We start from the raw sequence: 21,486 nt of genomic DNA, 5'->3' as shown, positions 1-21,486 counted from the left end.
CCCCAGCCCCGCCTACTCCCTGCGCTGGAGGCTTTCCGGCCGCGATCGTCCTCCAGGATGAGCAGATCGGCACCCGAACAGTGCGGTAATGGAACCAGGCCCCGTACCCTGGGGTCTCAAGGTGTGCCGAGGTTCGAGTCCGTTACGAAGGGGGCGCGCGAGGCCCATGAGCGGTGTCATGAAGCGTATGGGAATGATTTTCCGCGCGAAGGCCAACAAGGCCCTGGACCGGGCCGAGGACCCGCGCGAGACGCTGGACTACTCGTACCAGAAGCAGCTGGAGCTGCTCCAGAAGGTGCGACGGGGTGTCGCCGACGTGGCGACGTCCCGCAAGAGGCTGGAGCTCCAGCTCAACCAGCTGCAAGGCCAGTCCTCCAAGCTCGAGGACCAGGGCAAGAAGGCCCTGGCGCTGGGCCGCGAGGACCTGGCGCGTGAGGCGCTCACCCGCCGCGCCGCCCTCCAGCAGCAGGTCACCGATCTGGAGACGCAGCACCAGACGCTCCAGGGCGAGGAGGAGAAGCTCACTCTGGCGGCCCAGCGGCTCCAGGCCAAGGTGGATGCCTTCCGGACGAAGAAGGAGACCATCAAGGCCACCTACACCGCCGCCCAGGCGCAGACCCGGATCGGTGAGGCGTTCACCGGCATCTCCGAGGAGATGGGCGACGTGGGCATGGCCATCCAGCGTGCCGAGGACAAGACGCAGCAGCTCCAGGCCCGCTCCGGTGCCATCGACGAGCTGCTCGCCTCCGGTGCGCTGGAGGACCCGACCGGCACCGCCAGGGACGACATCTCGGCCGAGCTGGACCGCCTCTCCGGCGGCACCGACGTCGAGCTGGAGCTGGCCCGGATGAAGGCCGAGCTGGCCGGCGGTCCGGGTGCGGACGGCAAGCAGGCCATCGAGGGTGGCAGTAGCGGCAAGGAGGTCAGCCCGCACCAGCCGCAGGACACACCCAGGTTCGACAAGCAGTGACCTGCCGCCGGTCCGCCGGCGGCCGGGCGGCCCGCGCGAGAAGGAGAGCGTCGTGATCGTACGGATCATGGGGGAAGGGCAGGTCCAGCTGGACGACAGCCACTTCGCCGAGTTGAACGCCCTCGACGACGAACTGCTGGCGGAGATGGAGTCCGGTGACCAGGCGGGTTTCCGCCGGACCTTGGGCGCGCTGCTCAGCGCCGTCCGTACGATGGGCACCGTGCTGCCGGACGACTCCCTGGAGCCGTCCGAGCTGATCCTCCCCGCGCCGGACGCGACGCTGGACGAGGTGCGCGGCATGCTCAGTGCGGACGGGCTCATCCCGGGCTCGCCGGGCTGAGAGGCTGCCGGAGACCGTGAACCCGTAAGCCGTAGCAGCGGACAAGCCGCAGCAGCAGAAGAATGAGGCCTCGTGGGCGCAGGCGTCCGAGCCCGGCAGACCGGAGACCCCCTCTCCGGTGCGTGCCGCACCCAGTCCGGCGGGAGCCGCACCGCGCCTCCTGCGACCGCCGGTGCGGGGAACGAGCGCCTCTCCGAGCTGCGCTGCTGGCAGAGCTGCCACCCGCGAGTGGTGGACACGCTCATCGCGACGGCCGCCTTCGTGATGGTCGTCATCGGCGCCGCGACCCAGCCCAACAGCGTGGACGGGCGTCCGCACATAGGTGAGCGCGAGCTCAACCTCCAGACCGTGATCCTCGCGGTGATCGCCTGCGGCGCGCTGGTGCTGCGCAGACGGCAGCCGCTTCCGGTGCTGTGCCTGACCACGACCGTCACCGTCGTCGGCCTCGTACTGGCCCCGAACACCGGCGCGCCCTCCGACAGCAGGGCGCCCCTGGCGGTGGCCTCGGTCATCGCCCTGTACACCGTCTGCGCCTACACCGACCGCGCCACCTCGTGGCGGGCGGGCGCGGCCACCGTCGCCGCCGTGACCACGGCCGGGATGCTCTTCGGCGCCCGGCCCTGGTTCGCGCAGGAGAACCTGGGCATCTTCGCCTGGACGGGACTGGCCGCCGCCGTGGGTGAGGCGGTACGCAGCCGCCGCGCGTTCGTCGACGCCATCCGGGAGCGCGCCGAGCGGGCCGAGCGCACCCGGGACGAGGAGGCGCGCCGCCGGGTCGCGGAGGAGCGCATGCGCATCGCGCGCGAACTGCACGACGTGGTGGCGCACCACATCGCGCTGGTCAACGTCCAGGCCGGGGTTGCCTCGCATGTCATGGACAAGCGCCCCGACCAGGCGAAACAGGCACTGGCGCACGTCCGGGAGGCCAGTCGGCACGCTCTGGACGAGTTGCAGTCCACCGTCGGGCTGCTGCGCCAGTCCGGGGACCCGGCCGCGCCCACCGAGCCCGCGCCCGGCCTCGGAGTGCTGGACGACCTCGTCGAGGGCTTCCGGCGGGCCGGCCTGCAGGTGGCGGTGGAGCTGCCGCCACCGGGCACCGCGCTGCCGTCCGCGGTGGACCTGACCGCGTACCGCGTGGTGCAGGAGGCGCTGACCAACGTGCAGAAGCACGTGGGCACCGGCGCCCGGGTGCGCGTCCGCATCGAGCGCGGCAGGCACACGCTGGAGATCACCGTCTGCGACGACGGCGCGGGCGAGGCCTCCCCGGCCGGGGAGGGCGGCGGGCACGGCCTCATCGGGATGCGGGAGCGCGCCGCCGCGCTGCACGGCCAGTGCGAGGCGGGGCCGCTGGAGGACGGCGGCTTCCAGGTGCGGGTGCTGCTGCCGCTCCAGACGGGCGCGGCGAAGAGGCCCGGCGAGGCCGGGGACGACACCGAGGGAGACAGGCCCGTATGACGATCCGCGTGGTGCTCGCCGACGACCAGGCGCTGCTGCGCAGCGCCTTCAAGGTGCTGGTCGACTCGGAGACCGACATGAAGGTCGTCGGAGAGGCGTCCGACGGCGCCCAGGCGGTCGCGGTCACCCGTGCGCAGGACGCGGACGTGGTGCTGATGGACATCCGGATGCCCGGCACCGACGGCATCGCCGCGACCCGCGAGATCGGCGCGGACCCCTCCCTCGCCGACGTCAAGGTCGTCATCCTGACCACCTTCGAGCAGGACGAGTACGTGCTCCAGTCGCTGCGCGCGGGCGCCTCCGGCTTCCTCGGCAAGGGTGCGGAGCCGGGCGAACTACTGGCCGCGATCCGCATCGCGGCGCAGGGCGACGCGCTGCTCTCCCCGGCGGCGACCAAGGGGCTGATCGCGAAGTTCCTCGCTCAGGGCGGCAGTTCGGCGCCGGGGGAGGGGCCGGGAATCGACGGCATGGACGCGCTCACCGTCCGCGAGCGGGAGGTGCTCGTCCTCGTCGCGGCCGGGCTCTCCAACGACGAGATCGCCAAGCGGCTGGCCGTCAGCCCGCTCACCGTCAAGACGCATGTGAACCGCACCATGTCCAAGCTGCACGCCCGCGACCGCGCCCAGCTGGTGGTCGCCGCGTACGAGAGCGGGCTGGTCCGGCCGGGAGTGTAGGGCCTCTCGTCGGGATCATGCTGGGGCTCGCGGGGTCCGGCGGCGCGCACACCCAAGGGCCAGGTTTCGCCGCTGCCAGGACTTCGGCCCGGTACGGGGACCTGGTCTCCTGGCAGAAGACAGCGTGATCACCTGTCCACGATGCTGACCGCGGTGCGAGTGCGACTTCCTCGCACCAGGTGGTGACGATCGCGGCAGGAGACAGGTACCAGGCATGTCTACACAGCCCCCGGCGCCCTCGGGCACCGACCACGCAGCACCCCTCGACCCGCAGTCCGAGAGCTTCCGCACCTGCCCGTACGCCGCGTACGCCGAGGTCCGGAAGACCTCGCCCGTCGTGCACCAGGCCGCCCTCGACGAGTGGATAGTCGTCGGGCGGGACGAGATCGAGAGCGTCCAGCGCGACCACGCCCACTTCACCAGCCGCTACAACCTCGACGGGGCCTACCCCTTCAGCCCCGAGGCCCGTGCGGTCCTGGAGGACTCGCTGTTCTTCCGCGTCGCGCTCTACAACGTGGAACCGCCCGCCCACACCCGCTTCCGCACACTCATCAGCGAGTACTTCTCGCCCCGCAATCTCCGCGCGCTCGAACCGGCCGTCCGCCGCACGGCGGACCGGCTGGCCCAGGGCATCTCCGGTGCCGGAGAGGCGGACCTGCTCCAGGAGTTCGCGTACCCGCTGCCCATGACCGTCATCTGCGACCTCATCGGCATCCCCGAGCAGGACCGCGCCCAGGTCAAGGAGTGGAACAACCAGTGGCTGGCGCTCCAGGTGGTGCCGCTTCCCGGCGAGCAGCAGGTGCACTGCGCGCGGAACGTCGTCGAGTACGAGAGGTACGTCCTGCGGCTGCTGCGGGAGCGCCGTGACCATCCGGCGGACGACCTGCTGACCGTGCTGGCGAACGCCGCGGCCGAGGAGGACCCGGTCTGCGCGGTCGAGGACGCGGTCGTCGCCCTTCGCGTGATGATCGCCGCCGGGCACGAGACGACGACCAACCTGATCGGCAACACGGTGTGGCACCTCCTCGAGGACCGCGCGCTGTGGGAGGCGCTGGTGGCGGATTCCGCGCTGATTCCCGCCGCGGTGGAGGAGGGCCTCCGCTTCGACTCCTCCGTGCAGGGCGCCCCGCGCGTGGCGACGGAGGCGGTCAAGGTCGGCGGGACGGAGATCCCCGCCGGCGGGCAGGTCCGCGTGATGTTCGCCGCCGCCGGGCGGGACCCGGAGTGGGTACAGGACCCGGCATCCTTCCGCCTCGACCGCCAGGGGCCGCCCCGCCACCTGGGGTTCGGGCACGGCATCCACTTCTGCGTCGGGGCCGGACTGGCCCGGCTGGAGACCCGTATCGCACTGGAGACGCTCACCGGCCGGTTCCCGTCACTGCGGCTGGCGGAGGGCTTCACGCCCGAGCACCTGCCGGGCGGCTTCGTCTTCCGCGGTCTGGGCGCGCTTCCCGTCGCCTGGTCCTGACACCTGGCCCGCTCCGGCCGGCCGAACGCCCCGCGAGTACTCGATGGAGATCACCATGGCACTTGCCACCGCCGCTCCGCCCGTCCCGCCCATGCCCGGGCGGCTGCCGCTCGCCGGGCACGCGGTCCAGATGTTCCGCGACCCGCTCAAGTTCTTCCAGTCCGTCAGTGCGCGCGGCGGTCTCGTGCGGATCTGGCTCGGCACGAAGCAGGCGTACGTCGTCAGCGACCACGACATGCTCTACGACATCCTCGTCCGCAAGGCGAAGTCCTTCGAGAAGGGGATGCAGTTCGACCAGGCGCGGCCCCTGCTGGGCAACGGCATCCTGTTGTCCGAGGGCGACTTCCACCGCAGGCAGCGGCTGCTGATGCAGCCGGCCTTCCACCACACCCGCGTCGCCGCCTACGTCGAGGTCATGCGGGAATCCGCCTCGGAGGTCTTCGACGGCTGGCGTGACGGCCAGGAAGTCACGATGTACGACATGTTCTACGAGCTGGCGGTGCGCATCGTCATCAAGGCGCTGTTCTCCACCGACATGGTCGAGCAGGACGTCGCGCAGGTCTACAAGTCCATGCCGATCGTGATCTCCGGGGTCGAGAAGCGGGCGGCGATCCCCCCGGCCCTGCTCGACCGGCTCCCGACCAGGTCGAGCCGCGAGTTCCACGGCTCCGTCGCCCGCCTGTACGCGATGGGCCGGCGCATCATCGCGGACTACCGGGCCCAGGGCCGCAAGGCGGACCAGGACGACCTGATGACCCTCCTGTTCGCCGCGCAGGACAGCGGCAACAAGGAGATGACGGACAAGCAGATCCAGGACGAGTTCATGACGCTGCTGACCGCGGGGTCCGAGACCACGCCCAGCGCGATGAGCTGGAGCGCGATGCTGCTGGGACGGCACCCCGAGGTGCAGCGCAGGCTTCAGGAGGAGGTCGACACCGTGGTCGGGGAGCGTCCCGTGACCGCGGAGGACCTGCGCGCGCTCGACTACACGCGGCGGGTGATCCAGGAGGCGCTGCGGCTCTATCCGCCGGTGTGGGCGCTGGGCCGCAAGTGTGTGCGGGACGTCGAGCTGGGCGGGCACCGCATCGCCGCCGGCACCGAGGTGCTGTACTCGATCTACGCGGTGCACCATGACCCCGAACTGTACGAGAACCCGGAGGCGTTCGACCCGGACCGCTGGCTGCCGGAACGCGCCAAGGGCGTGCCGCGGAGCGCCTTCATGCCCTTCGGGGCGGGGGTGCGCAACTGCATCGGCGAGTCGTTCTCCTGGTTCGAGACGCAGACCGTGCTCGCCACGATGGCGCAGCAGTGGACCGTCCAGCCCGTCACCGCCGAACCGGTCAAGCCGGTCGCGATGGGCGCACTGGTCCCCGGGCCACTTCCCATGAAGGTCGTGAGGCGCGCGAAATGAGCGTGCTGGAGGAAGAGCTGGCCGAGGGGCGCGTCGCACTCAGGGCCCAGATCGACGGCCGGCTCGACTCCTACCTGCGCGGGCGGCTGGACGCCGAGCCGAACCCCGAAGCCCGGCAGGCGCTGCGGCTTCTCCACACGTTCGCGCTTCGCGGGGGCAAGCGGGTCCGGCCGCTGTTCTGCTACTGGGGCTGGCGCGGTGCGGGCGGGGAGGCGGGCGACCCGGAGGTGCTGGGTGCCGCCACCGCCCTGGAACTGTTCCACACGGCGGCCCTGATCCATGACGACATCATCGACGAGAGCGATCTGCGCCGCGGCCGGCCCACGATGCACATGTCGATGGCGGAGTTGCACGGCGCTTCCGCGCTGCGGGGCGAAGGGGACAGGTTCGGGCTCTGCGGCGCCCTGCTCGCCGGGAACGCGTGCCTGGTGTGGTCGGAGGAGCTGTTCCACCAGAGCCCGCTGGTCACCCGGAGCGCGCGGGCGCGCGCGCTCTTCGGGCGGCTGCGGAGTTCGGCCGTGTACGGCGAGTTCCTCGACCTCGTCGGTGAGGCCCGCGACAGCACGACGGACGAGGCGCTGAAGATCGTCCGGCACAAGACGGCGAGCTACACCGTCCGCTATCCGCTCCAGATCGGCGGTGCCCTGGCCGGGGCCGACGAGGAGCTGCTGGCCGCGTACGACAGCTTCGGGCTGCTCATCGGCGAGGCGTTCCAGCTGCGCGACGACCTCGTCGGCTTCCTGGGCACCTCATGTGTCTCCGGCAAGTCGGCCGCTGACGACGCCCGCAGCGGGAAGCCGACGGCGCTGATCGCCGTCGCCCGTGAGCTGGCCGACGCCCGGCAGCGCGCCTGCCTCGACCGCCTCTACGGGGCTCGGTGGATCGGCGACGCCGAGGTCGCCCGCCTGCGGGAGACCGTCGAGAGGACAGGCGCGCCCGCCGTCATCGAGCGGATGATCCACGAGCGCCATGCCGAAGCCCTCCGGCAGCTGCGCGGAGCGTCGCTGCACCCCACCGCACGGGCCGAGCTGGAGCTGCTGGCGACGGCCTCGTTGAACCGCGAAAGTTGAAGGAGTCCTATGCCGAAGCCTCGGGCGCCCTACGCACCCGGTAGCGAGATCTACCTGCCGGAATTCCCGTACCTGCTCCCCGCCCGCTGCCACCCGCAGACCGCGTCCATCCGCGCGGAGTCCGACGCCTGGACACGCGAGAGCATGGGCTTCGCGCTGGAGGGCGAACGGGAGATGGAACTCCTCATGGAGGAGACAGCCTCCCTGTGGACCTGCTACGTCCTGCCGACGGCGCGGCAGGAGCGGCTGCGGCTGCTGTGCAAGTACACCGAGTACCTCTCCGTCTTCGACAACGCGATGGTGGACCGCCGCCGTATCGGCAAGGACCCCCAGGCGGCGAAGGTGCTCTTCGGCCGGGTGGTGAACATCCTGAACGACCAGGCCGACGCCGCCGACTTCGCGTGGGGCCGGGTGCTCCAGGGGCTGTGGAAGGAGATGCGGGCGGACGCCTCGGACCCCCTGTGGAGCCGCTTCATGACGGAGGTGCAGCGCTTCCTGTCCGGCTGCGTCTCCGAGATCGACTCCCGGGCCGAGAAAATGGTCTTCGACTACGACACCTACATCGGCGTGCGCCGGGACAGCGTCGGCATGGGCATGTACTTCGTGCTCGGCGAGTACGGCCTGGGCATCGATCTGAGCGAGGACCTGGAGCTCCACCCGGAGCTGCGCGGCATCATCGACACGGCGCTGGTCCACATCATGCTCACCAACGACCTGTTCTCCTTCCGCGCCGAGGCCGAGATGGACGACTACGTCAACGCCCTCTCGGTGCTGCGGCTGAGCGAGGGCCTCGCCCTCCAGGCCGCCGTGGACCGGCTGTTCGCACTGATCGACGGCCTGCGGGCCGAGTTCATGGCGGCACGTTCCGCCATCGAGGCGGGTCCGCTCGGCTCCCGGGCCGACATCAGGGCCTACCTGGACGCGCTGTGGCACATGATGGCGGGCAACCTCCAGTGGTCCTACCTCACCTCCCGCTACAACGGTCCCGGGCACGTCTGGAACGGCGCGCGCTCCGGGGTGCTCCGGCTGCATCCGGACCGGACCGAGTTCACCGGAGGGGCCTACTGGACGCTGGGCGCCGACGCGGTTGCCGGGGCCGGCACGGCTGAGGGCACCGGCCGCAGCGGCCGGGCCGCCGCCACCGCGCCCGCGGCGGAACTGCCGGTGCGGGCATGAGCACCACCTACGCCACCGCGCCCGGACGGGCCCCGGGGGTGGGGCACGCGCTGGCGCTGATGCGCTCCCCGCTGGGGTTCATCCAGTCGCTGCGCGGCCACGGCGATCTGGTGCGCGTGGACCTGGGCCCCATGCCCGCGCTGTTCGTCACCGAGCCGGAGCTGATCCACACTCTTCTGACGGACCGCAGGGACCTCCTCGACAAGGGAAGGTTCTACGACAAGGTGCGCCCGCTCACCGGGGACGGCGTGATCCACGCCTACGGCGCCGAGCACCGCCGCCAGCGGGCCATGATCAAACCCTCCTTCCACCGGGAGCAGATCGCCCGCTACGCGGAGGTCATGCACGAGGTCACCACCCGGAAGACCGCCTCCTGGCAGGCTGGTGAGCAGATCCCGCTCGACAAGGCGATGCGCGACATCACCTTCAACATCCTGGCCTCGACGATGTTCGGGTCGGCGGTGGGCAAGGAGGCGCATCAGGAACTGGCCGACCTGCTGCCCGTCGTCCTGGAGGCGATCATGTGGCGCACCGTGTCCCCGGGCGATCTGCTGGAGAAGCTGCCGCTGCCCATGAACCGCCGCTTCGACCGGGCGTTCGCCGAACTGCGCGCGGCGATCAGCCGGGTCATGCTGGAGTACCGCAGGAGCGAGGACGGGGAGCGGCGCGCGGACATGCTCTCCATGCTGCTCGGCGCCCGGGACGAGGACACGGGCGAGCCCATGAGCGACGAGGAGATCTGCAACCAGATCGTCTCGATCACCATGGCCGGGTCGGAGACCGCGGCGACTGCGATGGCCTGGATGTTCTACGAACTCGACCGGCACCCGGAGGTCGAGCGGCGCGTCCGCGCGGAGGTGGGGGAGGTCCTGGGGCAGCGGGACTTCGAGCTGGCGGACGCGGGGCGGCTGCCGTACTGCCGGACCGTACTGCAGGAGGTCCTGCGGGTGCGCCAGCCGATCCTGGTCATCTCGCGCCGGGCCGTGTACGACTTCCCCCTGGGCTCGGGCACGGTACGGGCCGGCACCGAGCTGTTCTACAGCCCCTACGCGGTGCACCGGGACCCGGAACTCTTCCCCGACCCGCTGCGCTTCGATCCCGACCGCTGGGTCGCCCGCCCGGCCGCGTCCCTGCCGAAGGGGGCGTACACGCCCTTCGGCGCCGGTCCGCGGCACTGCATCGGGGAGCAGTTCGCCTGGGCCATGATGCACGCGGTGCTGGCCATCGTCGTGCGGCGCTGGCGCCTGGTCCTGCCGCGCGGGGTGCAGGTGCGGGAGATGCCCTGGGCCACGGTCAATCCCCAGCACATGCCCATGGTGCCCGTCCCGGTCGGGCGCGAGGAGAGCGTGCACGGTGAAGATCAGCGTCGATGAGGAGAAGTGCTGCGGTTCCGGGATGTGCGCGCTGTCGGCCCCCGGTCTCTTCGACCAGGGGCCGGACGGCCGGGTGGTCGTGCTGGAGCCGTTCCCGTCCCCGGCGGCGGAAGACCTGATTCAGGTTGCGGTCTGCAACTGCCCGTGCGAGGCCATACGGCTTGAAGACGATTTGTGACCACCTGTACCGACCGGGCCGTGGTGCGGCAATCGGCGTGCGGGTAATGGACGAGTTATGAAGTGCAAACATATCGCGCGTCTCTTGTGCAGCCTAGCACCGATGGATAGCCTCTCCGTATTCGGTGGGCATCAGGGAGCGCGGATGCTTTTCGGCAAAGCCGGGCCGCGAGGCCGGGCCGCACCGCATTCTGCCGGCCGTCGGACGGGCAGCGCGAAGGGGCAGTCATGGCTTTAATTTCGGATGCGATGCCGGTCAGCGTCATCGTCTGTGACGGAAACCCGCATGCCAGGCTCGGACTACAGGTAATTCTCGGCCGCGATCCCCGTATAGCGGTCATAGCTGACGTCTCGGATGAGGCCGGTGTGCTGTGCCGGATGTCCGAGTTCCCGGTCGATGTCGTGCTGCTGGACGTCGCGTTCGCCCACCTGCTCGGCGGGATCGCCCGGTTCCGCCGCGGCCGGCTGCCCGCCACCGTCGTCTACGGCGTGGCGGAGGCCACGCCCGAGGCGCTCTCGGCGCTCGTCCGGGCCAACGTGACGTGCCTCGTCCACCGCGACGCGCCCCAGGCCGACCTGCCGTCCGCGGTGCACGCCGCGGCCACCGGCGAGGGGTTCGCCTCGCACGCACTGACGGGGGCCCTGCTGGAGGCCGTCCGCCGGCGCGGGCATCGGGAGCGGTTCGACCTGCCCCTGTCCGCGCAGCTCACCGAGCGGGAGCGGGAGGTCGTCCAGGTGCTCTGCCAGGGGCTCTCGAACAAGGCCATCGCGGACGCGCTGTCACTCAGCGAGAAGACCGTCAAGTTCCACGTGTCCAACGTGCTGGCCAAGGCCGGCCTGCGCAGCCGGGCGCAGCTGATCGCCTCGTCCGGGACGCTCTCGGTCTCCTGAGCCGTGCGCCGGCCGCCGGCCGCCGGCCGGTGGCCGGTGCGAGACCGCACCGCTCCCGCCTGGTCTTTCGTCCAGGTGTGCCTCAACTTCGGGCGGAAGACAGCCCGGCGCCCCGGGGATAATCTCCCCGGACTCGCAGTTCTCCTCGGTCGAAAGAGTGCACATGCCGCGACAGCGTTATCTGGAGCCGAGCGAGGCGTACCACGCATTTGTCAACTGGTCGGGCTCGTACTCCGTCGCCTATGAGGGGTACATCGATACGGACATTCTGGCCGAATCGTTTAATTTGCTTTGCGTGAGTAACCCACTATTGCGGGGTCGGCTCCACCGTGAAAGGGAAGGCTTCGTTTTCTTTGTCCCGGCCGGGCCGTACGCGGAGGTGACGGTCCGCGAGGGCGGCGAACAGGTCTACCTGGAGGAGATGGGCCGTCCGCTGGACTCCAGCCGCGAGCTGTGCCGCCTGGTGCTCGTCCGCGCAGCGGAGCGCGGCGGACACCTCATCCTGGTGCTGCACCACAGCATGATCGACGGCCGTGGCGGCATCACGCTGCTCGAACAGCTGCTCCGCTACCACACGGCCCTCACCAGGGGAGAGGCGCCGCACGTGCCCGCCGACCCGCCGCTCCCCGCGCCCGCGGAGGAGCTGCTGCGCACCCGGCGCGGCCCCGGCACCCCGGGCGCCTCCGCCCCGGGCGAGCAGGTGGACCGGGCCGCTCTGCGGGCCGCGCTGGCCGCAGCCCCATCGCCCGGCCAGCTGGAAGTGGCGGCGGACCGCGTCCGGCTCGACGAACGGAGCACGGCGGAGCTGATCGGCCGGCTGCGAGGCGAGCGGCTCTCGGTACACGCCTACCTCTGCGGTGCGGCCACCGTCGCCCTGCGCGACGTACGCGACGCCGGCGACGAGCCCCGGGAGATGGTGTGCGGCTGTCCGGTCGACCTCCGGGACCGCGTCCGGCCACCGGTGACGGTGGCGGAGTCGACCAACTTCGTGAGCGGGGTCGAGGCCACCGTCCAGGTCCCCGGCGGCGGGGACCCGCGGGCCGTCGGACGCCGGATCAAGGCCCGGCTGGACTCCGCGGTCTCGGACGGCGAGGCGGAGCGCGCCATCCTCGAAGCACAGCAGTTCACCGCGGCCGAACCCACCGCGGTCGACCTGGTGGTCACCAACCTGGGACCCGTACCCGCGTTCACCGCGCCGGACGGGGTCCGCGTCACGGACTTCCGCGGATTCACCACGACGACCATGACGGGCCTGCTGCTCTTCGTCGTCACCAGCTACGGCGGCAGGCTGAGCGTCGAGATCACCTCGCCGGCCGGCCACCTCGGCGGGGAGGCGCGCGCCGCGCTCACCGAGCGCATGCGCCACCTGCTGGGCGCCCCGGCCACCGCGCCCGCCGGTAGCTGAGCCCTCTCTTCCACCACCCCCGCGCGCCCGGTGCCGCACCCCGCCCGCTCCCAGGACGTCTCAGGAGGACCTATGCCCGATCCCGATTCCCGGCCGCCCAGGATTCCGACCGAGCGGCAGAACGTACTGGACCCGCCCACCCCCCTCGCCGAGCTGCGCAAGCGCTGCCCCGTGTCACCGCTGAGCTACGCCGACGGCCACCTGGGCTGGCTCGTGACGAGCCACGAGCTGGCCCGGAAGGTGCTGTCCGACTCCCGGTTCAGCTCCCGGCCGGAGCTGCGGCACTCCGCCGTGCACGAGGTGCTGGGCGACGGCCAGCCGCCGGAGGAGGACGTGCCCGGGATGTTCGTCGGCATGGACCCGCCCGACCACACCAAGTACCGGCGGCTGCTGACCGGCGAGTTGAGCGTACGCAGAATGCGGCAGCTCGAACCGAAGATCGCCGGGACGGCCCACGAGCTGATCGACCGGATGCTGGCGGAGCACCCCTCCGGCTCCGCGGACCTGGTCACCTCCTTCGCCCTCGCCCTGCCGTCCCGGGTGATCTGCGAACTGCTGGGCATCCCGTACGACCGGTGGGAGCACATCCAGCCGGTGTCCGAGAAGATGCTGCGCATCGACTCCACGGCTGACGAGGTCAAGGAGTGCTACCGGATCATCTTCGAGTTCCTCGCGGACGTGGTCGCCCGCAAGCAGCGCGAGCCCGCCGACGATCTGCTGGGCGGACTCGTCGAGAGCGCCGAGCTGAGCGCGGAGGAACTCACCAGCGTCGCGTTCCAGCTCTTCACCGCCGGGCACGAGACCACGGCCAACATGCTCTCGCTGGGCGTCTACACCCTGCTGACGCACCCGGCGCAGCTGGCCGCCCTGCGGGCGGACCCCGCACTGCTGGACGGCGCCGTGGAGGAACTGCTGCGCTACCTCACCGTCATCCAGTTCGGCATCTCCCGGGGTGCGCTGGAGGACGTGGAGATGGGCGGCGAGGTCGTGCGCAAGGGCCAGACGGTGACCGTGTCGCTGCCCGCGGCCAACCGCGACCCCGCCCGCTTCACCGACCCCGACACCTTCGACATCACCCGCCCGCCCAGCGGCGGCCTGGCCTTCGGGTTCGGCGTCCACCAGTGCGTGGCGCAGCAGCTCGCCCGCAGCGAGATGCGCACCGGGTACGGCACGCTGCTGGAGCGGCTGCCCGGCCTGCGGCTCGCCGTGCCCGCGGCGCAGGTGCCGATGCGCGACGGGGCCATCGTGTACGGCGTCGAGTCGCTGCCGGTCGCGTGGTGAGGTGCGGCCGTCCGGCGACCGCTTCAGCGGGCCGGGACGTACGCGCCTCAGCGGGCCGGCATGCGCAGGGCGCCGTCCAGCCGGATGGTCTCGCCGTTGAGCATCCGGTTGCTGATGATCTGGCCGACCAGCTCGGCGAACTCCTCCGGGCGGCCCCACCGGCGCGGATGCGGGATCTGGGCGGCCAGCGCCGCGCGGGTGCCGGCGGGGAGCCCTTCGGCGGCCGGGGTGTCGAACAGCCCCGGTGCCACAGTCACCACGCGTATCCGCAGCCCCGCCAGGTCGCGGGCCAAGGGCAGCGTCATGCCGGCCACGCCCGCCTTGGCGGCGGCGTAGGCGGCCTGGCCCACCTGGCCGTCGAAGGCGGCGATGGACGCGGTGTTGACGATGACCCCGCGCTCCTCCGCGACCGGTTCGAGGGCGGACATGCGCTCCGCCGCGAGGCGTACGACGTTGAACGTGCCGACGAGGTGGGAGGTGACGACCGCCACGAAGTCCTCCAGCGCGTGCGGTCCGCCGCGGCCCACCACCCGGGCCGCGTGCGCCGTCCCCGCGCAGTTGACGACCACACGCAGCTCGCCGTGCCGCGCCGCGGCGTCCAGGGCGCGGGTGACGTCGAGTGCGTCGGCGACATCGCCCCGGACGAAGACGGCGTCACCTCCCAGGTGCTCCACCGCGGCCAGCCCGCGCTCCTTCGAACGCCCCAGCAGGATCGGCACGGTGCCCGCGGAGAGCAGCATGCCGGCTGTCGCGAGCCCGAGCCCGGACGTGCCTCCGGTCACCAGGGCGACGGGCGGGGAGTGGGGCATGAGGGCCTTCCGGGAGCAGCGGGAGACGGGGGAGCAAGGGGCGGAGGGGGAACGCGGCCGGGGAACGGGCCGCGCAGCGCTGCTGATTCTGCCTTTTATCCCACTCCGTGGCAATTGTTTGGGTTTTCCAGATGGGAGGGAAGCAGTGCGTGACCGCGCCAACTCGCCAGGGCCGACTGCCGGTATACGTGCGGTGGGGCGCTTCGTACCCCCCACCGAGATATCCAACGCGGACCTCGAGGCCCGGTTCGACACCAGCGAAGCGTGGATTCGCGAGAAGCTGGGCATGCGGACCCGCCGGGTGGCCGCGGCGGACCAGTGGACGTCGGACCTGGCGGTGCTCGCCCTGCGCGACGCCTGTACGCGCGCGGGCGTGCACCCCGAGAGCATCGACCTGCTGATCTGCTGCACCGGCACCCCTGACCACATGCTGCCGGCCACGGCCGCCGCGATCCTCCGCAAGGCCGAACTGCACGGCATCCCGGGCTTCGACGTCAACGCGGGCGGCTGCGCGGGCGGGGTCTTCGCGCTGGACGTCGGCGCCAAGTACATCGCCTCCGGCGAGTACCGGCGGGTCGCCGTCGTCATCGCCGACACCGTGGCCCAGGCCCTGGACCCCGGCGACCGTACGGCGCACGCCCTCTTCGGCGACGGCGCGGGCTGCTACCTGCTGGAGGCGTGCGCGACCGGACCCGCGCTGAGCCCCACGCTGCTGCGCACCCGCCCCGACCTCTACTACACGGCCCACACCGAGCGCCTCCCGCCCGACGGCGGCGCGCCGAACCGCTTCAGCGGCGCCAACTACATGCGCATGGAGGGCAGGGGGGTACGGGACTTCGCGCTGGAGGTGATCCCCGAGTTCGTCCGGCAGGTGGCCAAGGCGGCGGACACCACCCTGGAGGACGTCGACCTGATCATCTCCCACCAGGCCAACCCGGCGCTGCTGCTGCGGCTGATGGACGTGCTCGGCCAGCCGCGGGACAAGACGGTCGTGGTGGCGGACCGCCTGGGCAACACCAGCGGGTCGAGCGTGATCCTGGCGCTGGTCGAGGCCGTGGACACCGGGCGGCTGCGGCCCGGCGACCAGGTGCTGCTGCTGGCCTTCGGCTCCGGGATGAGCTACGGGGGGACCGTCGTCCGCTGGTGCGGCCCCCGCGACTTCGGACCGGTGGTGCCCGTACGGGCCGCGACGGCGTACGGGGAGCAGGCGCCGTGACCGCGCCCATGCCGCAGACGCCGCCGCAGCGGACGCCGCCGCCCGCGGCCGTGGCGGTCGTCACCGGTTCGTCGCGCGGCATCGGACGGGCAGTGGCCCGCACCCTGGCCGCGCGGGGTACCCACGTGGTGGTCAACTACAAGCGCGACGCCGACGCGGCGGCGCGCACGCTGGCCGAGATCGAGCAGGCCGGGGGGCACGGTCTCGTATGCCGGGCCGATGTGGAGGACCCGGGGCAGATGCGCGTGCTCTTCGACACCGTGCGGCAGGTCTACGGGCGCCTGGACTTCTTCGTGGCCAACGCCGCGGCGGGCCCCGCCAAGACGGTCGGCGAACTGGAGCAGCGCCATCTCCAGCGGTCCCACGCGATGAACTCGCAGTCCTTCGTCCTGGCGGCTCAGCATGCCGCCGGGCTGATGGACGGCGGCGGCCGGATCGTCGCGCTGTCCTCGCTCGCCGCCGTCCGCGCATTCCCGGGCTACGCCGCCATCGGCGCGGAGAAGGCCGCCCTGGAGGCGTGGGTCCGGTACTTCGCCTGTGAGCTGGCCCCCGCCGGGATCAACGTCAACGCCGTGACCGGCGGGATGATCGAGACCGCCTCGCTCGCCCACTACCTGCGCGCCCTGGGCGCGGAGCCGGAGGCCGTGGTCGCGCACATCCCCAAGCGCCGCCCGGGAACACCGGAGGAGGTCGCGGACGCGGTGGCCTTCCTGCTCTCTCCGGCCGCCGAGTACATCACCGGCCAGAACCTCGTCGTCGACGGCGGGCTCAGCGTCACACCGCCCCTGTCCGGCGGCCCCTACTGAGCTACCGAAGGGGGCGGCTGTCCCGGGCACGGCTCTGCGGCCCGGGACAGCCGTGCCGGAGAGCCGTGCCGAGAGCCGCGGCCGGATCAGGGCAGGGCGAGCATCTGCTCCAGGGCGACCTTCGCGTACTTCTCGGTGTCGGCGTCGACCTCGATCCGGTTGACCACCCGACCCTCGGCCAGCGACTCCAGCGCCCAGACGAGGTGGGGGAGGTCGATCCGGTTCATCGTCGAGCAGAAGCAGACCGTCCGGTCCAGGAAGACGACCTCCTTGTCCTGCGCGGCGTAGCGCTCGGCGAGCCGCCGTACGAGGTTCAACTCCGTGCCGATCGCCCACTTCGACCCGGCGGGCGCGGCCTCCAGTGTGTCGATGATGTACTCGGTCGACCCGACGTAGTCGGCGGCCTCCACGACCTCCTGCTTGCACTCGGGGTGGACCAGCACGTTGACCCCGGGCACCCGCTCGCGCACCTCGGCGACCGAGTCGAGCGAGAAGCGGCCGTGCACCGAGCAGTGGCCGCGCCACAGGATCATCCGGGCGTCGCGCAGTTGCGCGGGGGTGAGCCCGCCGCCCGGCTTGTGCGGGTTGTAGACGACGCAGTCCTCGGGCGACAGGCCCAGGTCGCGTACGGCCGTGTTGCGTCCGAGGTGCTGGTCGGGGAGGAAGAGCACCTTCTGCGCGGCGCCCTCGCCCTGGGCGAAGGCCCACCGCAGGGCCCGCTCGGCGTTGGAGGAGGTGCAGATCGTGCCGCCGTGGCGGCCGGTGAACGCCTTGATGTCGGCGGAGGAGTTCATGTACGAGACGGGGACGGTGACGTTGGCTATCCCGGCCTCGGTGAGCACGTCCCAGCACTCGGCGACCTGCTCCGCGCTGGCCATGTCCGCCATCGAGCAGCCCGCGGCGAGGTCGGGCAGGACCACCTGCTGCCTGCCCGAGGTGAGGATGTCGGCCGACTCGGCCATGAAGTGCACGCCGCAGAAGACGATGTACTCCGCCTCCGGGCGGGCCGCGGCGTCCCGGGCCAGCTTGAAGGAGTCGCCCGTGACGTCCGCGAACTCGATGACCTCGTCGCGCTGGTAGTGGTGGCCGAGGACGAAGACCTTGTCCCCGAGCTTCGCCTTGGCCGCGCGGGCGCGCGCCACCAGATCCGGATCGGAGGGTGCGGGCAGGTCGCCGGGGCACTCCACGCCGCGCTCGCTCTTCGGGTCCGCCGCACGGCCCAGCAGCAGCAGGGCGAGCGGAGTCGGGGTGACGTCCAGGGGTTGGGCGGTGGTCACGTCACGCACCCTTTCTGTTCCAGAACACGAGAGTTATCGTCTCTTTGACGTTATCTATGATAGCTCCTTTGCGTCACGTTGACGATGGCCATCGCGTCGATGTGACGCATTCCCCGGGCGAGGGCGGGAGTGCCGGGCGAGTGACCGATCATCGCCGGGTGTGCGAGCATGAGAAGCACGAGAAATGACCTGTCAGACCTGGAATGAATCCGGGCTGCCGCTGGTTGCAGCCGGTGGCAGAGCAGTCCGTACAACCCGGGAGAGAAGCAGATGTCCGTTTCGGACGAGACCGCTGTGAGCGAGGGCATCATCCTGTCCGACACCGCTGCGGGAAAGGTCAAGAGCCTGCTCGAGCAGGAGGGTCGTGACGATCTGGCGCTCCGCGTGGCCGTCCAGCCCGGTGGCTGTTCCGGGCTGCGCTACCAGCTCTTCTTCGACGAGCGTTCCCTCGACGGCGATGTCGTGAAGGACTTCGACGGCGTCAAGGTCGTCACCGACCGGATGAGCGCCCCGTACCTGGGCGGCGCCTCCATCGACTTCGTCGACACCATCGAGAAGCAGGGCTTCACCATCGACAATCCGAACGCCACGGGCTCCTGCGCCTGCGGCGACTCCTTCAGCTGAGCGCCACGGGCTGTACGGCAGCCTGAGCACGCCAGGGGCGGCGGACCGGTTCCGGTCCGCCGCCCCTGGCGCCGTCTTGGCCCTGGAGACCGGGGGAGACCCCGCCCCGCGGGCGGACGGCGGCAGGTGTCCGACGCGGTCTAGCGGCGCGGCAGCTGCTCGCCGTTGCGGGCGTCCACCACCTCGCGGTCGCCGAGCGCCTCGTCCAGCCGCACCTTGACGCTCTGCTTCTTCGCGATGGCGATGCAGGGTTCGTCCTTGCGCGGCTCACGCGGCTCGACGGACACCGTCACCTTCTCCTTCGTCGCCTTCGCCGTGCCCCGGTAGTCGTCGCAGACCCCGCCCCAGAAGGTCACGGTCAGCGTGCGGCCCTCGGCGCGGTACGAGCTGACCGCCTGACGCCCGTCGTCCGGGTCCGGCGGCGTGCCGGGGGAGTCCTCGTCCCGGCCGCCGCCCGCGGCCACCAGGTACGCGGGATCGACCGCCGGGTGCGCCACCTCGTAACTGCCGCCGCCCGGCTGCTCCACCGAGAAGATCCAGGAGGGTACGAGGACGGGCCTGCCCTTGGAGAACTCGGTGGCCAGCCCGAACTCCGCGTCCTGCACCGCGGCCGTGCGCGCCGGTCCGGCCGGTCCCGGACCGCAGGGCGCCGTGTCCCGCTCCGCGGGCTCCGGCGTGGCGCAGCGCGCGCTCACCGAGGCGCCGCCGCGGTGCTTGTTCAGCTCCTTGAGCGTCTTCGCGGCCGTCAGCACCGGATACTCGGCGCCCTCGGTCAGCTTGCCCAGGCGACCCTGGCCGCGTACCAGCTGTCCGTCGGAACCCACCGTGAAATTGACGGCCCAGTCGTGCACGGGACGCCCGTCCAGCCGGGGTTCGACGCTGACCACGCGCAGCGCGCCGTTCACCGAGGAGGCGTCCAGACGCGCGCCCTGGAGCTTCATCGCCTTCAGCACCGGACGGACCGCCGCCTCGGCCCGCGCCGCCGAGACGGGGCCGGCGGCGCCGTCCTCGCCCGGCGCCGCGCCCGGCGGCTTGCCCGGGGTCCCGCCCGGCGCGTACCGCGAGAAGTTCCAGCTGCCCGCCTGCTGGGCGTCCCCGACGCTCAGCGACGGGCCGGAGCCGTCCTTGCCGTCCGCCACCGTCCACCGGCCGCCCTTGCGCTCGGGGCGCCCGTCCATGCCCAGCGCCTCGGCGACGGCCGCCACCTCCGCCTTCGTCACCCCGTCCCCCGGACGGTAGACGGACGCGGCCTCGGGGCCCTTGGGCAGCGGTCCCTCGGCGCGGTACGCCCCGCCCCTCGGGTCGGGCTCGCCCGGCGCGATGTCCGAGCGGCTGCCCGTGCCGACGTCGGCGCCGTCGCCGGACTCCTGCGCCCCGACGCCGTCCAGGGCCAGCGGCGGGGGCTCGGCGGCGGTGCCGTCGGCCGCGGGCGCACCGTCGTCGGCGGTGCCTGACGCCCAGTAGGCGGCACCGCCGCCGGCCACCAGCACGGCCGCCGCCACCGAGATGACGGTCAGCCGGCGCCGCGGGGGTCGCTCGGGGGTCTCTTCGGTGCTCACGGCATCGCTCCTTCGGCTCCGCTCGTCGCTCGGATCATGACCCTGGCGGGGTCGTCCGTGGGACGGGGCCGAGGCGCGGGCGGTTCCCTCCGCGCCGGACCGGGACGAGGGCGTGTGACCTGACGCGCCGCGCCGGCACCGCCGGGGCCCTCAGTCGCCGTACTCCGACATGCCGTCCAGCAGGCGGGCGGAGCGCGGCGGGACCCGCACGCCGTGCGGACCGGACCCGGCGGGAGCCCCGGCGGGGGCGGGGGAGGGGGCGGACGTCCAGCGCGGGGCCATCCGCGCGCAGTCGCCGCGCAGCTGGGCCAGGGACTCGGGCTCGGACAGCGGGAGCCCGGGGGTGCGGGCACGATTCTTCATGCACCTGACGCTACGCAGGTCACGCTGTGCCGGGAAGGCCCTACTATCTGGTAGTTATGCCGTGTTCGGTTGGCGCCCGGGACCGGGTAGCTTGGTCGGGCCCGCCTTCCTTCTTCTCCACCAGGAGTAGATCTCGTCGTGCGTATCGCAGTCACCGGCTCCATCGCCACCGACCATCTGATGACGTTTCCCGGCCGCTTCGCCGACATGCTGGTCGCCGAGCAGCTGCACACCGTCTCCCTCTCCTTCCTCGTCGACCAGCTCGACGTCCGCCGCGGCGGCGTCGGCGCCAACATCTGTTTCGGGATGGGCCAGCTCGGCGCGCGGCCGATCCTGGTCGGCGCGGCCGGTGAGGACTTCGACGACTACCGCGCCTGGCTGGACCGCCACGGGGTGGACACCGAGTCGGTCCGGATCTCCGAGACCGCCCACACCGCCCGCTTCGTCTGCACCACCGACGCCGACCACAACCAGATCGGCTCGTTCTACACCGGCGCGATGAGCGAGGCCCGGCTGATCGAGCTGCACGCGGTCGCCGAACGGGTCGGCGCGCTCGACCTGGTCAGCATCGGGGCGGACGACCCCGAGGCGATGACCCGCCACACCGAGGAGTGCCGTGCGCGCGGCATCCCCTTCGCGGCGGACTTCTCCCAGCAGATCGCCCGGATGGACGGCGACGACATCCGCGGGCTGCTGGACGGCGCGACCTACCTCTTCTCGAACGAGTACGAGAAGGGGCTCATCGAGTCCAAGACCGGCTGGTCCGACGACGAGATCCTCGGCCGGGTCGGCACCCGCGTCACGACACTCGGCGCCGACGGCGTGCGCATCGACCGCAAGGGCGAGGAGCCCATCCTGGTCGGCTGTGCGGAGGAGCGGACCAAGGCCGACCCCACGGGCGTCGGCGACGCCTTCCGTGCGGGCTTCCTCACCGGCCTGGCCTGGGGCGTGGGCCTGGAGCGGGCGGCGCAGGTCGGCTGCATGCTGGCCACGCTGGTGATCGAGACCGTGGGCACGCAGGAGTACGAGCTGGGCCGCGAGAGCTTCATGGAGCGCTTCACCAAGGCGTACGGCGAGGCCGCGGCCACCGAGGTGCGCGGCTACCTGGCCTGACCTGCCGGCTCCGGGCCCGTGTGCTCCG

The 21,486-nt window shown here is 71.8% G+C and carries 21 protein-coding genes; 17 read left to right on the top strand and 4 right to left on the bottom strand.

The window, feature by feature from the left end; translation table 11 throughout:
* The first annotated feature begins 166 nt into the window (after positions 1–166).
* The 13 genes from H299_RS0124800 to H299_RS0124740 all read left to right on the top strand — a co-directional run bounded on the left by H299_RS0124800 (position 167) and on the right by H299_RS0124740 (position 13,691).
* Positions 167–970, top strand: coding sequence for a PspA/IM30 family protein (locus H299_RS0124800; protein WP_078513020.1), 804 nt, complete (start codon positions 167–169; stop codon positions 968–970).
* A 52-nt stretch (positions 971–1,022) separates the two neighbouring features.
* Entirely contained in the window at positions 1,023–1,310 is a 288-nt protein-coding gene (gene pspAA / locus H299_RS0124795; protein WP_027750611.1) for a PspA-associated protein PspAA, read from the top strand.
* Between the two features lie 198 nt (positions 1,311–1,508).
* A complete protein-coding gene (locus H299_RS36095) occupies positions 1,509–2,765 on the top strand; it encodes a histidine kinase (protein ID WP_051262897.1) in 1,257 nt (418 codons plus the stop codon).
* Positions 2,762–3,439 (top strand): response regulator transcription factor, encoded by a 678-nt coding sequence (locus H299_RS0124785; RefSeq protein ID WP_027750610.1) that lies wholly within the window; start codon positions 2,762–2,764, stop codon positions 3,437–3,439. The genes H299_RS36095 and H299_RS0124785 overlap by 4 nt, the downstream gene beginning before the upstream one ends.
* Before the next feature lie 214 nt (positions 3,440–3,653).
* Positions 3,654–4,907 (top strand): cytochrome P450, encoded by a 1,254-nt coding sequence (locus tag H299_RS0124780; RefSeq protein WP_027750609.1) that lies wholly within the window; start codon positions 3,654–3,656, stop codon positions 4,905–4,907.
* Between the two features lie 55 nt (positions 4,908–4,962).
* Positions 4,963–6,318, top strand: a complete 1,356-nt coding sequence (locus H299_RS0124775; RefSeq protein ID WP_037760745.1) for a cytochrome P450 — start codon at positions 4,963–4,965, stop codon at positions 6,316–6,318.
* A complete protein-coding gene (locus H299_RS0124770; RefSeq protein WP_051262812.1) occupies positions 6,315–7,388 on the top strand; it encodes a polyprenyl synthetase family protein in 1,074 nt (357 codons plus the stop codon). The genes H299_RS0124775 and H299_RS0124770 overlap by 4 nt, the downstream gene beginning before the upstream one ends.
* 9 nt (positions 7,389–7,397) lie before the next feature.
* Complete coding sequence (locus tag H299_RS0124765) at positions 7,398–8,564, top strand: terpene synthase family protein (protein ID WP_027750606.1); 1,167 nt, start codon at positions 7,398–7,400, stop codon at positions 8,562–8,564.
* Positions 8,561–9,937: a cytochrome P450 gene (locus tag H299_RS36090; RefSeq protein ID WP_051262811.1), complete on the top strand. Its 1,377-nt coding sequence runs from the start codon at positions 8,561–8,563 to the stop codon at positions 9,935–9,937. The genes H299_RS0124765 and H299_RS36090 overlap by 4 nt, the downstream gene beginning before the upstream one ends.
* Positions 9,918–10,115, top strand: a complete 198-nt coding sequence (locus H299_RS0124755; protein WP_027750605.1) for a ferredoxin — start codon at positions 9,918–9,920, stop codon at positions 10,113–10,115. The genes H299_RS36090 and H299_RS0124755 overlap by 20 nt, the downstream gene beginning before the upstream one ends.
* 377 nt (positions 10,116–10,492) lie before the next feature.
* Complete coding sequence (locus H299_RS36085) at positions 10,493–11,005, top strand: response regulator transcription factor (RefSeq protein ID WP_158692383.1); 513 nt, start codon at positions 10,493–10,495, stop codon at positions 11,003–11,005.
* Between the two features lie 379 nt (positions 11,006–11,384).
* Positions 11,385–12,410, top strand: coding sequence for a phthiocerol/phthiodiolone dimycocerosyl transferase family protein (locus tag H299_RS0124745; RefSeq protein ID WP_027750604.1), 1,026 nt, complete (start codon positions 11,385–11,387; stop codon positions 12,408–12,410).
* Between the two features lie 72 nt (positions 12,411–12,482).
* Positions 12,483–13,691, top strand: coding sequence for a cytochrome P450 (locus tag H299_RS0124740; RefSeq protein WP_027750603.1), 1,209 nt, complete (start codon positions 12,483–12,485; stop codon positions 13,689–13,691).
* Positions 13,692–13,738: 47 nt separating this feature from the next.
* Here H299_RS0124740 and H299_RS0124735 read toward each other — a convergent pair whose 3' ends face one another.
* Complete coding sequence (locus H299_RS0124735) at positions 13,739–14,500, bottom strand: SDR family NAD(P)-dependent oxidoreductase (RefSeq protein WP_027750602.1); 762 nt, start codon at positions 14,498–14,500, stop codon at positions 13,739–13,741.
* A gap of 145 nt (positions 14,501–14,645) precedes the next feature.
* On the opposite strand from H299_RS0124735, the gene H299_RS36080 reads away from it, so the two are divergent.
* Both H299_RS36080 and H299_RS0124725 read left to right on the top strand, forming a co-directional pair.
* Complete coding sequence (locus H299_RS36080) at positions 14,646–15,716, top strand: ketoacyl-ACP synthase III (protein WP_051262809.1); 1,071 nt, start codon at positions 14,646–14,648, stop codon at positions 15,714–15,716.
* Positions 15,713–16,522, top strand: coding sequence for an SDR family oxidoreductase (locus H299_RS0124725; RefSeq protein ID WP_199782500.1), 810 nt, complete (start codon positions 15,713–15,715; stop codon positions 16,520–16,522). Before H299_RS36080 ends, H299_RS0124725 begins: the two co-directional genes overlap by 4 nt.
* Before the next feature lie 86 nt (positions 16,523–16,608).
* On the opposite strand, the gene nadA is transcribed toward H299_RS0124725, so the two are convergent.
* A complete protein-coding gene (gene nadA, locus H299_RS0124720) occupies positions 16,609–17,799 on the bottom strand; it encodes a quinolinate synthase NadA (RefSeq protein ID WP_078513079.1) in 1,191 nt (396 codons plus the stop codon).
* 270 nt (positions 17,800–18,069) lie between these two features.
* Between nadA and H299_RS0124715 the strand changes: the two genes are divergently transcribed.
* The gene (locus tag H299_RS0124715) at positions 18,070–18,423 is read left to right on the top strand and encodes an iron-sulfur cluster assembly accessory protein (RefSeq protein ID WP_027750599.1); all 354 of its coding nucleotides are present in this window, start codon (positions 18,070–18,072) and stop codon (positions 18,421–18,423) included.
* A gap of 140 nt (positions 18,424–18,563) precedes the next feature.
* Here H299_RS0124715 and H299_RS0124710 read toward each other — a convergent pair whose 3' ends face one another.
* Both H299_RS0124710 and H299_RS0124705 read right to left on the bottom strand, forming a co-directional pair.
* Positions 18,564–19,982, bottom strand: coding sequence for a hypothetical protein (locus tag H299_RS0124710; RefSeq protein ID WP_027750598.1), 1,419 nt, complete (start codon positions 19,980–19,982; stop codon positions 18,564–18,566).
* A 150-nt stretch (positions 19,983–20,132) separates the two neighbouring features.
* Positions 20,133–20,345: a hypothetical protein gene (locus tag H299_RS0124705; protein WP_051262808.1), complete on the bottom strand. Its 213-nt coding sequence runs from the start codon at positions 20,343–20,345 to the stop codon at positions 20,133–20,135.
* A gap of 138 nt (positions 20,346–20,483) precedes the next feature.
* Between H299_RS0124705 and H299_RS0124700 the strand changes: the two genes are divergently transcribed.
* Complete coding sequence (locus H299_RS0124700; RefSeq protein WP_027750596.1) at positions 20,484–21,458, top strand: carbohydrate kinase family protein; 975 nt, start codon at positions 20,484–20,486, stop codon at positions 21,456–21,458.
* The last annotated feature ends 28 nt before the right edge of the window (positions 21,459–21,486 follow it).

The organism is Streptomyces sp. CNH287, assembly GCF_000424825.1.
The sequence above is the reverse complement of the archived record's forward strand: the minus strand, read 5'-3'. Positions and strand labels throughout refer to the sequence as shown.